This window comes from Pseudomonas sp. LB-090624 (assembly GCF_003205205.1).
GTDB lineage: Bacteria > Pseudomonadota > Gammaproteobacteria > Pseudomonadales > Pseudomonadaceae > Aquipseudomonas.
In genome coordinates this window covers 50,690-63,475 of the sequence record NZ_QJRL01000003.1, presented here as the reverse complement: position 1 = coordinate 63,475, position 12,786 = coordinate 50,690, and the positions used below count along the sequence as shown (strand labels likewise).

Below are 12,786 nucleotides of genomic sequence, written 5' to 3'. Positions count from 1 at the left end.
GCGAACGCGGGGCTTTTTTTTGCCTCTGAAAGGCTGCCAAGCCCCCCTGTACAAGCAGCGTTCTGCTGCGAAAGAGCCGGCTATGCCGGCATGGTCGCTGCGGCTGATGGCCTCTTCGCAGCACCAGGCTACTTCTGTCGCAGAGTGTGCTGTCGCTGAAAATGGCAGGGCAAAACCACTAGACGTCGAAAAAAGCAAGTGTTACATTCGGCCTCGCACTGCTTCTCCAGTGCCCTCTACACGCCGTCGCCGAAGCATCCCTAATTCGAATCAGTACGCGATCCTGTCGCCATCTAGCGGCGCGGCTTCATTAAGCCAAAGCTTAATTCTCCCTTCTTACATGATTACGTCATTCCCCTTATGAACCTGACTGAACTCAAGCAAAAGCCGATTACCGATCTTTTGGAAATGGCCGAACAGATGGGCATCGAAAACATGGCCCGTTCGCGCAAACAGGACGTGATTTTCGCCCTGCTGAAAAAGCACGCGAAAAGCGGCGAAGAGATCTCGGGTGACGGCGTGCTGGAGATCCTCCAGGATGGTTTCGGTTTCCTGCGTTCCGCTGATGCGTCCTACCTGGCCGGCCCCGATGACATTTACGTCTCGCCTAGCCAGATCCGCCGCTTCAACCTGCGTACCGGCGACACCATCGTCGGCAAGATCCGCCCGCCGAAGGAAGGGGAGCGTTACTTCGCCCTGCTGAAGGTTGACACCATCAACTTCGACCGCCCGGAAAACGCGAAGAACAAGATCCTGTTCGAAAACCTGACGCCGCTGTTCCCGAACAAGCGCCTGAAGATGGAAGCCGGTAACGGCTCCACCGAAGACCTGACCGGTCGCGTCATCGACCTGTGTGCCCCGATCGGCAAAGGCCAGCGTGGCCTGATCGTTGCTCCGCCGAAAGCCGGTAAGACGATCATGCTGCAGAACATCGCGGCGAACATTACGCGCAACAACCCCGAGTGCCACCTGATCGTCCTGCTGATCGACGAGCGCCCGGAAGAAGTAACCGAAATGCAGCGCACCGTGCGCGGCGAAGTGGTTGCCTCTACCTTCGACGAGCCGCCAACCCGCCACGTGCAGGTTGCCGAAATGGTGATCGAGAAGGCCAAGCGCCTGGTCGAGCACAAGAAGGATGTGGTCATCCTGCTGGACTCCATCACCCGTCTGGCACGTGCCTACAACACCGTGATCCCGAGCTCCGGCAAGGTGCTGACCGGTGGTGTCGACGCCCACGCCCTGGAGAAGCCTAAGCGCTTCTTCGGTGCTGCGCGTAACATCGAAGAGGGCGGCTCGCTGACCATTATCGCCACCGCGCTGGTCGAAACCGGCTCGAAGATGGACGAAGTGATCTACGAAGAGTTCAAGGGTACCGGCAACATGGAGCTGCCACTGGACCGCCGCATCGCCGAGAAGCGTGTGTTCCCGGCCATCAACATCAACCGCTCCGGCACCCGCCGCGAAGAGCTGCTGACCGCCGATGACGAACTGCAACGCATGTGGATCCTGCGCAAGCTGCTGCACCCGATGGACGAAATCGCCGCCATCGAGTTCCTGGTCGACAAGCTCAAGCAGACCAAGACCAACGACGAGTTCTTCCTGTCGATGAAGCGTAAGTAAGCTTCCCGACCAGGCAGTAATTGGGGCCGCTTCGCGCCCCTTCGCGGGCGTGTCCGCGAAGGGCTGCGAAGCGGCCCCAATGCATTTTCGCCCCAAACAAAGCCCGAACGGCGCTACACTCTGCACCCCGACCGATACGGCCAACACGAGGCTCCTGCATGCAGTATCGCGACTTGCGCGACTTCATCCGTGGCCTGGAACAGCGCGGCGAGCTCAAGCGCATCCAGGTTCCGATCTCCCCCGTCCTGGAAATGACCGAGGTCTGCGACCGCACCCTGCGTGCCAAGGGCCCGGCATTGCTGTTCGAAAAGCCCACCGGCTTCGACATCCCGGTGCTCGGCAACCTCTTTGGCACTCCGGAGCGCGTGGCCATGGGCATGGGCGCGGAGTCGGTCGATGAGCTGCGCGAAATCGGCAAGCTGCTGGCCTTCCTCAAAGAGCCGGAGCCGCCGAAGGGCCTGAAGGACGCCTGGTCGAAGCTACCGATCTTCAAAAAGGTCGTGTCGATGGCGCCGAAAGTCGTCAAGGACGCGGTATGCCAGGAAGTGGTGGTCGAGGGTGACGACGTCGACCTCGGTTCGTTGCCGATCCAGCATTGCTGGCCAGGCGACGTGGCGCCGCTGATCACCTGGGGCCTCACCGTGACCCGCGGCCCGAACAAGGACCGTCAGAACCTGGGCATCTACCGCCAGCAGGTAATCGGTCGCAACAAGGTCATCATGCGTTGGCTCAGCCACCGTGGTGGCGCCCTCGACTACCGCGAGTGGTGTGAGAAGAACCCCGGCCAGCCGTTTCCGGTTGCAGTCGCCCTGGGCGCTGACCCGGCGACCATTCTTGGCGCCGTGACCCCGGTACCGGATACGCTCTCTGAATATGCCTTCGCCGGCTTGCTGCGTGGCAACCGTACCGAGCTGGTCAAGTGCCGTGGCAGTAACCTGCAGGTGCCGGCCACTGCCGAAATAATCCTCGAAGGCGTGATCCACCCGGGTGAAATGGCCCCGGAAGGCCCTTACGGCGACCACACCGGCTACTACAACGAAGTGGACAGCTTCCCGGTGTTCACCGTCGAGCGCATCACCCACCGGCAGAAGCCGATCTACCACAGCACCTACACCGGCCGGCCGCCAGATGAGCCGGCCATTCTGGGTGTTGCGCTGAACGAAGTGTTCGTGCCGATCCTGCAGAAGCAGTTCCCGGAAATCACCGACTTCTACCTGCCGCCGGAAGGTTGCTCGTACCGCATGGCGGTGGTGACGATGAAGAAGCAGTACCCCGGCCACGCCAAGCGCGTGATGTTGGGTGTGTGGTCGTTCCTGCGACAGTTCATGTACACCAAGTTCGTTATTGTCACCGATGACGACATCAACGCCCGTGACTGGAACGATGTGATCTGGGCCATTACCACGCGCATGGACCCCAAGCGTGATACGGTGATGATCGATAACACCCCGATCGACTACCTCGATTTTGCGTCGCCGGTATCCGGGCTGGGGTCGAAGATGGGCCTGGACGCCACGCACAAGTGGCCGGGCGAGACAACACGCGAATGGGGGCGGGTCATCGTCAAGGACGAAGCCGTCACCCGCCGTATCGATGAGCTGTGGGACCAGTTGGGAATAGATTGATGCAGGTAACGTTGCAGCCGTCCGGGGCGGTGCTGGCGCTCGAACCCGGGGAACGGATCCTGGATGGAGCGCGGCGGCTGGGCTATGACTGCCCTAACAGCTGCCGCAATGGCAATTGCCATGTCTGCGCCGCGTTGTTGGTCGAAGGTCGGGTACGCCAAGATGGCGAAGTCCGCGACCATGGCGAATTGTTCACCTGCATTGCCGAACCGCTGGAGGACTGTGTGTTGCTCTGGGATGGTGTGCTCGCCCTGGGCGAGCTGCCAGTGCGCAAGCTGGCGTGCAGTGTCAGTGAGTGCGTCGACGTGGGTGGCGACGTCTGGCGGGTACGTCTGCGCGCGCCAGCCGGCAAGCCGCTGCGCTATCACGCCGGGCAGTACCTGATGATCGAGCGTGAGGGCGGCAAGCAGGCGGCCTTCTCGCTGGCTTCCGCGCCGCACGCCGGGCGTGAGCTGGAGTTGCATGTGCTGGCGCGTGAGCCCAGTGCGCTGCAACTGATCGAACAGCTCAAGCGCGACGGCCTGGCGCGCATCGAAATGCCTTTTGGCGATACTCACCTTGCCGAGTTGCCCGACGGCCCGCTGGTTTTGATCGCCGCCGGTACCGGCATGGGCCAGATGCACAGCCTGGTAGAGCATTGCCGGGCCAAGGGCTTCAAGCACCCGGTTCACCTGTACTGGGGCGTGCGCCGGCCCGAAGACTTCTACCAGATCGAACACTGGGACGAATGGCAGCGCCTGCCCAACCTGTTCCTGCATCAGGTGGTCAGCGATCTGTGCGGCTGGGAAGGCCGTTGCGGCATGCTGCATGAAGCGGTTTGCGAAGACATTGCCGACCTCAATAGCGTGCATGTCTATGCCAGCGGCTCGCCCAACATGATCTACGCCACCCTCGACGCCCTTGTCGAAGCCGGCATGGATGCGCACCGCATGCGTGCTGATGTGTTCGCCTACGCGCCCCGCGCTTAATAACCGAAGTTGGCAAGTACGGGTATAAGGCGGTAATTGTTACCGCCTTGGCTAATAACTTTCACGGGTTGCGAAACAGTACTTCCCGGTCGTCGGGGCCGCGCATGAAACGCGGCTGTCAGGGCTTGAGTATTTCTGCAAATCTGGCCTATGGTTACTGCAAGCAGCCGTGGTTTACAGGCCTTGGGCTGCCTCTTATCGAATCGCGCTTCATCCGTAGTTCATAGGGATAATGGCGGCAGCTTATGTCGGCACTTGAAAGTATGTCCTGGAAAGTTTCATATCCACCGACACTCGACTTTGGTCAGCAACATACCAACGAACAGTTGTTCCACTCCATGAAGACAACCATGTCTCGGCACCAGGGTGGGCCGGTGTGGCTGTTTGCGTATGGTTCGTTGATTTGGCGCCCGGAGTGCAACTCGGTGGAACGCCAGCGTGCGCGGGTACATGGTTACCACCGCGGCTTGTACTTGTGGTCGCACGAGCATCGCGGTACCCCTGAAACCCCCGGCCTGGTGTTTGGGCTAGACCGGGGCGGCTCTTGCAGCGGTTTTGCCTACCGGCTGGATGAAAGCAACCTGGACGACTCGTTGATGGCCCTGTGGCAACGCGAGATGCCCTATCCGGCGTACCGGCCGCATTGGCTGAACTGCCGCCTGGGCGATGGCAGCAAGGTGCAAGCCTTGGGCTTTGTGCTGGAGCGGCATTTGCCGTGCTATGCCGGCAACCTGCCAGATACTTTGCTCAGCCAGATCCTGGCGAGTGCCAAGGGGCGTTATGGCAGCACGCGCGATTATGTCGAGCAGACCTTGCATGCCCTGCGCAGCCACCAGATGCCTGATCGCAACCTCGAAGCACGGTTTCGCCGTTGCCATAACCTGCGGGAAGTGTGACTGATCGGTGCCGGTCGCTTTGCGGGTAGAACTGCTCCTACCTGCGCAGAGGCCAGCACTGTCACCAGAAAACCTGAGGCTTATCTAGCGAGCACCACCAACTTACCCACAGCCTGTCGCTGCCCCAGCTTCTCAATGGCAGCGCCTGCCTCGGCCAGTGGATAAGTCTGCGACACCAGCGGCTTCAATTTACCTTCGGCATGCCAGGCAAACAGCTGCTTGAAGTTGGCCGCATTGTCCTCGGGCTGGCGTTGTGCAAACGCCCCCCAGAACACCCCCAGCACCGCGGCACCCTTGAGCAGCACCAGGTTGGCCGCCAATTGCGGGATGGCCCCGCTGGCAAACCCCACCACCAGCAACCGGCCGTTCCAGGCCAGGCCGCGCACCGCCTGCTCGAACAGTTCGCCGCCGACCGGGTCGTAAATCACGTCCACACCCTGGCCACCGGTCAGGCGCTTGATCTCTTCGCGCAGGCTGGCCTGGCTGTAGTCGATCAGCTCATCCGCCCCGGCCGCCTTTGCCACGGCCAGTTTCTCGGCATTGCTGGCGGCGGCAATGACCCGCGCGCCCATGGCCTTGCCGATCTCAACCGCCGCCAGGCCGACCCCGCCGGACGCGCCCAGCACCAGCAGGGTTTCGCCCGCCTGCAGTTGGCCACGCTGGCGCAGGGCGTGCATCGACGTACCATAGGTCATGCCGAATGCCGCAGCGGTGGTGAAGTCCATGCTGGTCGGGACCGGCAGCACGTTGTAGACGGGCACTGCCACCTGCTCGGCAAATGCGCCCCAGCCAGTGAGTGCCATGACCCGGTCGCCGACCTTGAAGGCACCGGCCTTTTCCCCGACCGCAGCGACCACGCCTGCCGCCTCGCCACCGGGAGAGAACGGCAGTGGAGGCTGGAACTGGTACTTGCCTTCAATGATCAGGGTGTCGGGAAAGTTGACCCCGGCAGCCTGCACGTCCAGCAGGATCTCGTTTTTCTTCGGCAGGGGGCTGGCTACCTCTTCCAGCACCAGGTTGCGCGCCGGGCCGAGGGTTTTGCACAACACAGCTTTCATCGGGGCTATTCCTTTGCGGGTAGTGGCCGATAAGTGTAGGAGGGCCGTTTGCCGGGTCAACGAGCATGGTCCTCCCTGATGGGCCGGCATAAGCCCGGGCTTGGGTTTGAGCGGTGTGCTGGGTAAGCTGGCGCCAACTGTATTGAGGAGCGAATTCGTGAACGCGTGGATCTTGATGGTACTGGCGCTGCTGCTGCCGGCTGCGGCCATGGCCGAGGAAGCCAAGGAAGGGGCGCCCAAGGTCGCCTACATCAGCTTGAGCCCGCCCTTTGTCGGCAACTATGCCCTCGATGGCGGCCCGCGCCTGCGCGTTTACAAGGCCGATGTGGCCCTGCGTGTGACTGGCGACGAAGCCGCCAAGGCGGTCCAGCACCACGAACCGCTGATTCGTAACCAGCTGGTGGCGCTGTTCACCCAGCAGACCGTAGACAGCATGAGCAACGTCGAGGCCAAGGAACACCTTCGCCAGGAAGCGCTGAAGCAGGTACAGCAGGTGCTGGAAGCTGAAGAGGGCAAGCCGATCGTAGAAGACCTGCTGTTCAACAACCTGATCGTGCAGTAATTCCCGTCGCGTTAGCTGTAGCGCCTGTTCTGTCGAGCGCCGCCCGCGCGGCGCTCGATTTCAATCACGCGTCATGACTCAAGGCGAACGCTTCAGGCTCACCCTGCCAGCGCAACGATCGCCGCCCATTGCTCCTCGGTCACTGGCATTACCGACAATCGTGTGCCTTTCTGCACCAGCGGTAACGCCTCCAGCGCGCTCTGCTGCTTCAGCAGCCCCAGCCCCAGCACCTGGCGGAATGTCTTCACATGTGCAACATCCACCGCTGTCCACGCATTCTTCTCTGCCGTGGCCTTGGCATCGTAGTAGTGGCTCTGCGGGTCCAGTGCGGTCGGGTCGGGGTAGGCTGCGCGAATGATTTTGCCAATGCCGGCAATACCGGGCTGCGGGCAGCTGGAGTGGTAGAAGAAGAACGCGTCCCCCACGCTCATGGCGCGTAAGAAATTGCGTGCCTGATAGTTGCGCACGCCGTCCCAGCGCGCTTCGCCCAGGCGGCCGAGGGCTTCGATGGAGAGCTCGTCGGGCTCGGATTTCATCAGCCAGTAGGCCATGGATGCAGCTCCTGAAAAGGTTTGAAATAACCTGTTGCACGAAACCGACAGCCGGTTGGCGTCAAGGTTTGCGTGCAGACGCAGGTTGTCGGAAAATGCGCCCCGTTTAAAGCGCGATGCTCAGGTGGTGCCCAGAATACCGCCGAGCCTGAACAGTTTGCCTTGGGGGGCAATCTTCCATGTATCAACGTAAAAAACCGGATCTGCTGTGGATCCTGGTCTTCATTTTTGGCCTGGGTGTGGTCACTACCGGTTATGCGCAAGGGTTCTGGGAGCGCAAGCTGGACAACGCCTATCAAATGCCGGTCGAGGCCAGCCAGCCGCAACGTTGATACGCCCGCTGGTGCCGCTCAACGCGGCGCCAGGTACCAGCCACGGTCCGAGACCGTGCCTTGCAGTGGTACATCCCAACTGGCCTGGGCCAGCCGCTCGACCTTCTGGCATTCGTGCGCCAACCCTAGTAGCAAAGGTTTCTTCCAGGTCTGTCGACGTGCCTGGTAAGCCAGGCTGCGGTCATAGAACCCCCCGCCCATTCCCAGGCGACCCCCCATTTCATCGAAACCGACCAGCGGTAGCAGGATCAGGTCCAGCGCCCAGATCGGCCGTTGGCGCTTGCGCTCGGTAACCGGCTCGGGAATACGAAAACGGTTGGGCCGGAGCTTTTCGCCCTGTTCGAAGCGCTGGAACACCATGCGCGTGCGCGGCCAGGCATGCAGCACCGGCAGGTAAGTGCGCTTGCCGCGGCGTTGGGCTTCGCGCAGTAACAGGCAGGGGTCGATTTCGCCGTCATTGGGCAGATAAAGGGCAATGTGCCTGGCGCGGCGAAACAGCGGGTGCTGCGCCAGCTGGCGGTACAGGCCAAGGGTGGCCTGGCGTTGCTGGGCAGGGGTAAGGGCGCGGCGGGCATTGCGGAGCAGGCGACGAAGCTGGGGGCGGGTGAGCGGCGCGGTGTCGGTCATGGCACAAGCGATCCCAGGGTGCTGGCCGATGAGCTCGGCCAAAACGAATTGCCCGCCAATAAAGGCGGGCAAGAAATTCAGGCTCCCCGACAAGACCGCTATCGGTGTAGCCCTTGAACCCGAAAGTTCAAGGTGGAGATTGCAGGGGGCGTTAAGGCTTTCCGTCGGGCGGACATGCACACCGGCCCCAGCGTGCAACCCCCGTGGTTGTGCGTATCGGCTCAGGGACATAACCGACTGGCGCATCCCCCAGGGAGTGGCGCCAGTATACCAATCTCAGTCGATTTTGGTACCCGTGTCGTCGGACAAAGCCTTGTCCACCCGATCCAGCAGGTCGCGCACCTGTTCGCGGTTGGTGCTGTTGACCGGCGCAGCGCTGCGGTCTTCCTGACGGTGCAGCATTTCGTGGGTAATGTTCAATGCCGCCATGACCGCAATGCGGTCGGCGCCGATCACCTTGCCGCTGCTGCGGATCTCGCGCATCTTGCTGTCCAGGTAGCGGGCGGCGCTAACCAGGTTGTTGCGCTCTTCCGGCGGGCAGATGATCGAGTAATCCTTGTCGAGGATCTGCACGGTGACGCTATTGCTTGAACTCATGAGTCTTGCTCCAGAGCCTTGAGGCGTAAAATCATCGACTCGACCTTGCGCTTGGCGATCTCGTTCTTTTCGATGAGGTGGGCGCGCTCTTCGCGCCAGGATTTTTCCTGAGCTACTAGGAGTGCATTTTGCCGTTTTAGTTGCTCGACGCGCTCGATCAGCAACTCGAATCGGCTCATCAGTGCCTGCAGGTCATTCTCTTGCGTGGGTTGCACTCGATTCGCTCCGTCGTTGAGTCACCTGCGATGATGCCGCTCCCTGGGCGGCGACGGCCAGTGCCGATGGTCTTGGCGCGCCTGCCGGTGCTAGGATACAAGGTCTTCATTCTAGTCATTGCGCCGTCTGGCGCCTAGCAGCCCATGCCCAATACCCAATCGCCCTACATCGCCTTCGCCATGCTGCTCTCGAGCAATGGCCATCCTGTCACCCCGGCCGAACTGCACGGCCTGCTGATCGGCCGCAGTTGCGCCGGCGCCGGCTTCGAAGCCGACGCCTGGCTGGCCGATGCCGCCCAACTGCTGGAAACCGAGCCCGGTGATACCGTGCGCAACGCCCTGGTGGGCCTGCAGGAAATGGTCAAGGGCGAGCTAACCAGCGACGACATGGCCATTGTCCTCCTGCTGCCTTCCGACGACGCTGCACTGAGTGACCGCGCCACCGCGCTGGGCCAGTGGTGCCAAGGTTTCATCACCGGTTTTGGCTTGAACGCCGGCGGCAAGGACTTGTCCGACGAGGCCAAGGAAGTGCTGCAGGACCTGGTAGCCATTTCCCAGGTGCAGGAAGCCCTCGAGGAGTCCGAAGACGGCGAGAGCGACTACATGGAGGTCATGGAGTACCTGCGCGTGGCGCCACTGCTGCTGTTCTCCGAGCTGGCCAAGCCAGCCGCACCCGCGCCCAAGCCATCGTTGCACTGATCAACCGGGGGTAGTCTGCCCATGAGCCACATTCCCAAGGCCGAGTATGCCCGGCGGCGCAAGGCGCTGATGGCGCAGATGGTCCCCAACAGCATCGCCATCCTGCCTGCCGCCGCAGTTGCGATCCGCAACCGCGACGTCGAGCACGTGTACCGCCAGGACAGTGACTTCCAGTACCTCAGCGGTTTTCCCGAGCCGGAGGCGGTGATCGCCTTGATCCCTGGGCGCGAGCATGGCGAGTACGTGCTGTTCTGCCGTGAGCGTAACCCCGAGCGCGAACTGTGGGACGGCCTGCGCGCCGGCCAGGAAGGCGCGGTGAGTGATTTTGGTGCCGACGATGCCTTCCCCATCACCGATATCGACGAGATCCTGCCAGGCCTGATCGAAGGCCGCGAGCGGGTGTACAGCGCCATGGGCAGCAACCCAGAGTTCGATCGCCGGCTGATGGACTGGATCAACGTGATCCGCTCCAAGGCCCGCCTGGGCGCCCAGCCGCCGAACGAGTTCGTTGCGCTGGATCATCTGCTGCATGACATGCGCCTGTATAAATCGGCAGCGGAAGTGAAGGTAATGCGTGCGGCTGCAGACATTTCTGCACGGGCCCACGTGCGGGCCATGCAGGCCTGCCGGGCCGGGCTGCATGAATACAGCCTGGAAGCCGAGCTGGACTACGCATTCCGCAAGGGCGGGGCAAAAATGCCAGCCTACGGTTCGATCGTCGCGGCCGGGCGCAATGGCTGCATCCTGCACTACCAGCAGAATGACGCGCCGCTCAAGGAGGGTGACCTGGTGCTGATCGACGCAGGTTGCGAAATCGACTGCTACGCCAGTGACATCACTCGCACCTTCCCGGTTAGCGGCCGTTTTTCGCCCGAGCAGAAGGCCATCTACGAGCTGGTGCTCAAGGCGCAGGCGGCGGCATTTGCCGAAATCGCCCCCGGCAAGCACTGGAACCACGCCCACGAGGCGACCGTGCGGGTGATTACCGCAGGCTTGGTGGAGCTCGGCCTGCTTCAAGGGGATGTGCAGGAGCTGATCGACAGCGAAGCCTATCGCGCCTTCTACATGCACCGCGCCGGCCACTGGCTGGGCATGGATGTGCACGATGTAGGCGAGTACAAGGTGGGCGGCGAGTGGCGCGTGCTGGAGCCCGGCATGGCGCTGACCGTCGAACCGGGTATCTACATTGGCGCCGACAACCAGGCTGTAGCCAGGAAGTGGCGCGGCATTGGGGTAAGGATCGAGGACGACGTGGTAGTCACCAAGAAAGGTTGTGAAATCCTGACGTCGGGCGTGCCACGCACGGTCGCCGAGATCGAGGCGCTGATGCAGGCCGCCCGCAAGGACGCTGCATGAACCGGGTAAACCTGGCGATCATCGGCGGTGGCCTGGTGGGTGCAAGCCTGGCCTTGGCCCTGCAGGCCGGGGCCAAGGCGCGTGGCTGGAAGATCCTGCTGATCGAGCCCTTCGCCCCCGGCGACAGCTTCCAGCCCAGCTACGATGCGCGGTCCTCGGCATTGTCTTTCGGCACCCAGCAGATCTATCAGCAATTGGGACTGTGGCAGGCCATCGGCCGTCGCGCCGAACCGATCCGGCAGATTCACGTCTCCGACCGTGGCCGCTTTGGCGCCACGCGCCTGGATGCCTTGGAAGAGGGTGTGCCGGCGCTGGGCTACGTGGTGGAAAACGCCTGGCTCGGGCAATGCCTGTGGCAAGGGCTGGACAGTGACGTGGTGAGCTGGCGCTGCCCAGCGGAAGTGACCTCGATGCAGGCCATCGAAGGCGGCTACCGGTTGCGCCTGAACGACGACACCCAGCTGGAATGCGACCTCGCGGTACTGGCCGACGGCGGCCGTTCCGGCTTGCGCGAACAGCTGGGCATCCACGTACGCCATACGCCGTACCAGCAAAGCGCGTTGATCGCCAATATCACCCCCGGCGAGGCCCACGGTGGCCAAGCATTCGAGCGCTTCACCGCAGAAGGCCCGATGGCCCTGTTGCCACTGCCGGATAACCGCTGTGCGCTGGTGTGGACCCGCCAGGGCATGGATGCACGGCGGCTGGCCGACATCGACGAGCGCAGCTTCCTGCGCGAGCTGCAGGGTGAGTTCGGCTACCGCCTGGGGGCGCTTCGCCAGGTCGGCGCACGGCACCTGTACCCGCTGTCGTTGATCGAAGCCCAGGAGCAGGTGCGGCCGCATCTGGTGGTATTGGGCAACGCTGCGCACAGCCTGCACCCCATCGCTGGCCAGGGCTTCAACCTGTCGCTGCGTGACGTGCAGGCGCTGGCCGAGGCTCTGCTGGCTGGCCCGCAGCGGCCAGGCGACCTGACCACGCTGCAGGCTTACCACCAGCGTCAGCGCCTGGACCAGGCCATGACCATCGGTTTCTCCGACCAGGTCACCCGCCTGTTCGGCAGCAACCAGCCGTTGCTGGCCGCCGGGCGCAACCTGGGCCTGCTCGGGCTCGACCTGCTGCCACCGGCAAAAAGCTGGTTCGCCCGCCAGGCCATGGGCCTGGGCACTCGCCCCGACCCGCGGGGCCAGGCATGAGCAACGCGCGTAAACTGGCGCGCCGGGCGCGTATGCTGCGCTGGCTGCTGAACCTTTACCCCCCTTACCTGGGCGCCGGCATTCGTGTGCAGCACATCAGCCCGGACCTGCGCAGCGTCAAGGTGGCGATGAAACTGACGCGCTGGAATCGCAACTATGTCGGTACCCAGTTCGGTGGCAGTTTGTACGCCATGACCGACCCGTTCTACATGCTGCTGCTGATCGAGCAACTGGGGCGGGAGTACATCGTCTGGGACAAGGCTGCCAGCATCGATTTCATCTCGCCGGGCAAAGGCCCGGTGTATGCCGAATTCCACGTCGATGACGCGCTGCTGGACGACATTCGCCAGCAGACCGCCACCGGCAAGAAGTGCCTGCCGCGTTTGCAGGTCGATATCCGCGATGGCGCTGGCGAGTTGGTGGCGCGGGTCGATAAAACCCTATATGTGCGGCTCAAGCCGCAAGCGAGGCTGGCGTAAAGCAT

Annotated in this window: 15 protein-coding genes and 1 other RNA gene; 10 read left to right on the top strand and 6 right to left on the bottom strand. The window is 62.6% G+C overall.

The window, feature by feature from the left end; genetic code table 11:
- Positions 1-360: 360 nt before the first annotated feature.
- The 4 genes from rho (at position 361) to DMX11_RS04145 (ending at position 5,109) form a co-directional block, all read left to right on the top strand.
- Positions 361-1,620 carry a transcription termination factor Rho gene (rho, locus tag DMX11_RS04160; protein WP_003253661.1) on the top strand — a complete coding sequence of 420 codons (1,260 nt, stop codon included), beginning with the start codon at positions 361-363 and terminating at the stop codon, positions 1,618-1,620.
- Between the two features lie 158 nt (positions 1,621-1,778).
- A complete protein-coding gene (ubiD, locus tag DMX11_RS04155; protein ID WP_110743355.1) occupies positions 1,779-3,245 on the top strand; it encodes a 4-hydroxy-3-polyprenylbenzoate decarboxylase in 1,467 nt (488 codons plus the stop codon).
- On the top strand, positions 3,245-4,213 hold the full coding sequence (locus tag DMX11_RS04150) for a CDP-6-deoxy-delta-3,4-glucoseen reductase (RefSeq protein ID WP_110743354.1): 969 nt from the start codon (positions 3,245-3,247) through the stop codon (positions 4,211-4,213). The genes ubiD and DMX11_RS04150 overlap by 1 nt, the downstream gene beginning before the upstream one ends.
- A gap of 245 nt (positions 4,214-4,458) precedes the next feature.
- Complete coding sequence (locus DMX11_RS04145; RefSeq protein ID WP_110743353.1) at positions 4,459-5,109, top strand: gamma-glutamylcyclotransferase; 651 nt, start codon at positions 4,459-4,461, stop codon at positions 5,107-5,109.
- A gap of 80 nt (positions 5,110-5,189) precedes the next feature.
- Here DMX11_RS04145 and DMX11_RS04140 read toward each other — a convergent pair whose 3' ends face one another.
- Positions 5,190-6,167, bottom strand: a complete 978-nt coding sequence (locus DMX11_RS04140; protein WP_110743352.1) for an NADPH:quinone oxidoreductase family protein — start codon at positions 6,165-6,167, stop codon at positions 5,190-5,192.
- Between the two features lie 157 nt (positions 6,168-6,324).
- On the opposite strand from DMX11_RS04140, the gene DMX11_RS04135 reads away from it, so the two are divergent.
- The gene (locus DMX11_RS04135; RefSeq protein WP_110743351.1) at positions 6,325-6,729 is read left to right on the top strand and encodes a flagellar basal body-associated protein FliL; all 405 of its coding nucleotides are present in this window, start codon (positions 6,325-6,327) and stop codon (positions 6,727-6,729) included.
- Between the two features lie 98 nt (positions 6,730-6,827).
- Here DMX11_RS04135 and DMX11_RS04130 read toward each other — a convergent pair whose 3' ends face one another.
- Complete coding sequence (locus DMX11_RS04130; protein WP_110743350.1) at positions 6,828-7,280, bottom strand: EVE domain-containing protein; 453 nt, start codon at positions 7,278-7,280, stop codon at positions 6,828-6,830.
- Between the two features lie 179 nt (positions 7,281-7,459).
- Between DMX11_RS04130 and DMX11_RS26020 the strand changes: the two genes are divergently transcribed.
- Entirely contained in the window at positions 7,460-7,612 is a 153-nt protein-coding gene (locus tag DMX11_RS26020; protein WP_177410703.1) for a hypothetical protein, read from the top strand.
- 18 nt (positions 7,613-7,630) lie between these two features.
- On the opposite strand, the gene DMX11_RS04125 is transcribed toward DMX11_RS26020, so the two are convergent.
- The 4 genes from DMX11_RS04125 to DMX11_RS04110 form a co-directional block, all read right to left on the bottom strand.
- Positions 7,631-8,239, bottom strand: coding sequence for a 5-formyltetrahydrofolate cyclo-ligase (locus tag DMX11_RS04125; RefSeq protein WP_110743596.1), 609 nt, complete (start codon positions 8,237-8,239; stop codon positions 7,631-7,633).
- A 79-nt stretch (positions 8,240-8,318) separates the two neighbouring features.
- Positions 8,319-8,498, bottom strand: a non-coding RNA gene (gene ssrS, locus DMX11_RS04120) — 6S RNA.
- A gap of 17 nt (positions 8,499-8,515) precedes the next feature.
- Positions 8,516-8,836, bottom strand: a complete 321-nt coding sequence (locus DMX11_RS04115) for a cell division protein ZapA (RefSeq protein ID WP_110743349.1) — start codon at positions 8,834-8,836, stop codon at positions 8,516-8,518.
- Complete coding sequence (locus DMX11_RS04110) at positions 8,833-9,015, bottom strand: TIGR02449 family protein (protein ID WP_029886233.1); 183 nt, start codon at positions 9,013-9,015, stop codon at positions 8,833-8,835. The genes DMX11_RS04115 and DMX11_RS04110 overlap by 4 nt, the downstream gene beginning before the upstream one ends.
- Before the next feature lie 180 nt (positions 9,016-9,195).
- Here DMX11_RS04110 and DMX11_RS04105 point away from each other — a divergent pair, with 180 nt between their 5' ends.
- Genes DMX11_RS04105 through DMX11_RS04090 form a run of 4 tightly spaced genes read left to right on the top strand, consistent with a single transcriptional unit; the run spans position 9,196 to position 12,781 of the window.
- Positions 9,196-9,750, top strand: coding sequence for a YecA family protein (locus tag DMX11_RS04105; protein ID WP_110743348.1), 555 nt, complete (start codon positions 9,196-9,198; stop codon positions 9,748-9,750).
- 21 nt (positions 9,751-9,771) lie between these two features.
- Complete coding sequence (gene pepP / locus DMX11_RS04100; protein ID WP_110743347.1) at positions 9,772-11,106, top strand: Xaa-Pro aminopeptidase; 1,335 nt, start codon at positions 9,772-9,774, stop codon at positions 11,104-11,106.
- Positions 11,103-12,302 carry a 2-octaprenyl-6-methoxyphenyl hydroxylase gene (gene ubiH, locus DMX11_RS04095; protein WP_110743346.1) on the top strand — a complete coding sequence of 400 codons (1,200 nt, stop codon included), beginning with the start codon at positions 11,103-11,105 and terminating at the stop codon, positions 12,300-12,302. The genes pepP and ubiH overlap by 4 nt, the downstream gene beginning before the upstream one ends.
- On the top strand, positions 12,299-12,781 hold the full coding sequence (locus tag DMX11_RS04090; protein WP_110743345.1) for a DUF4442 domain-containing protein: 483 nt from the start codon (positions 12,299-12,301) through the stop codon (positions 12,779-12,781). Before ubiH ends, DMX11_RS04090 begins: the two co-directional genes overlap by 4 nt.
- Positions 12,782-12,786 lie beyond the last annotated feature (5 nt).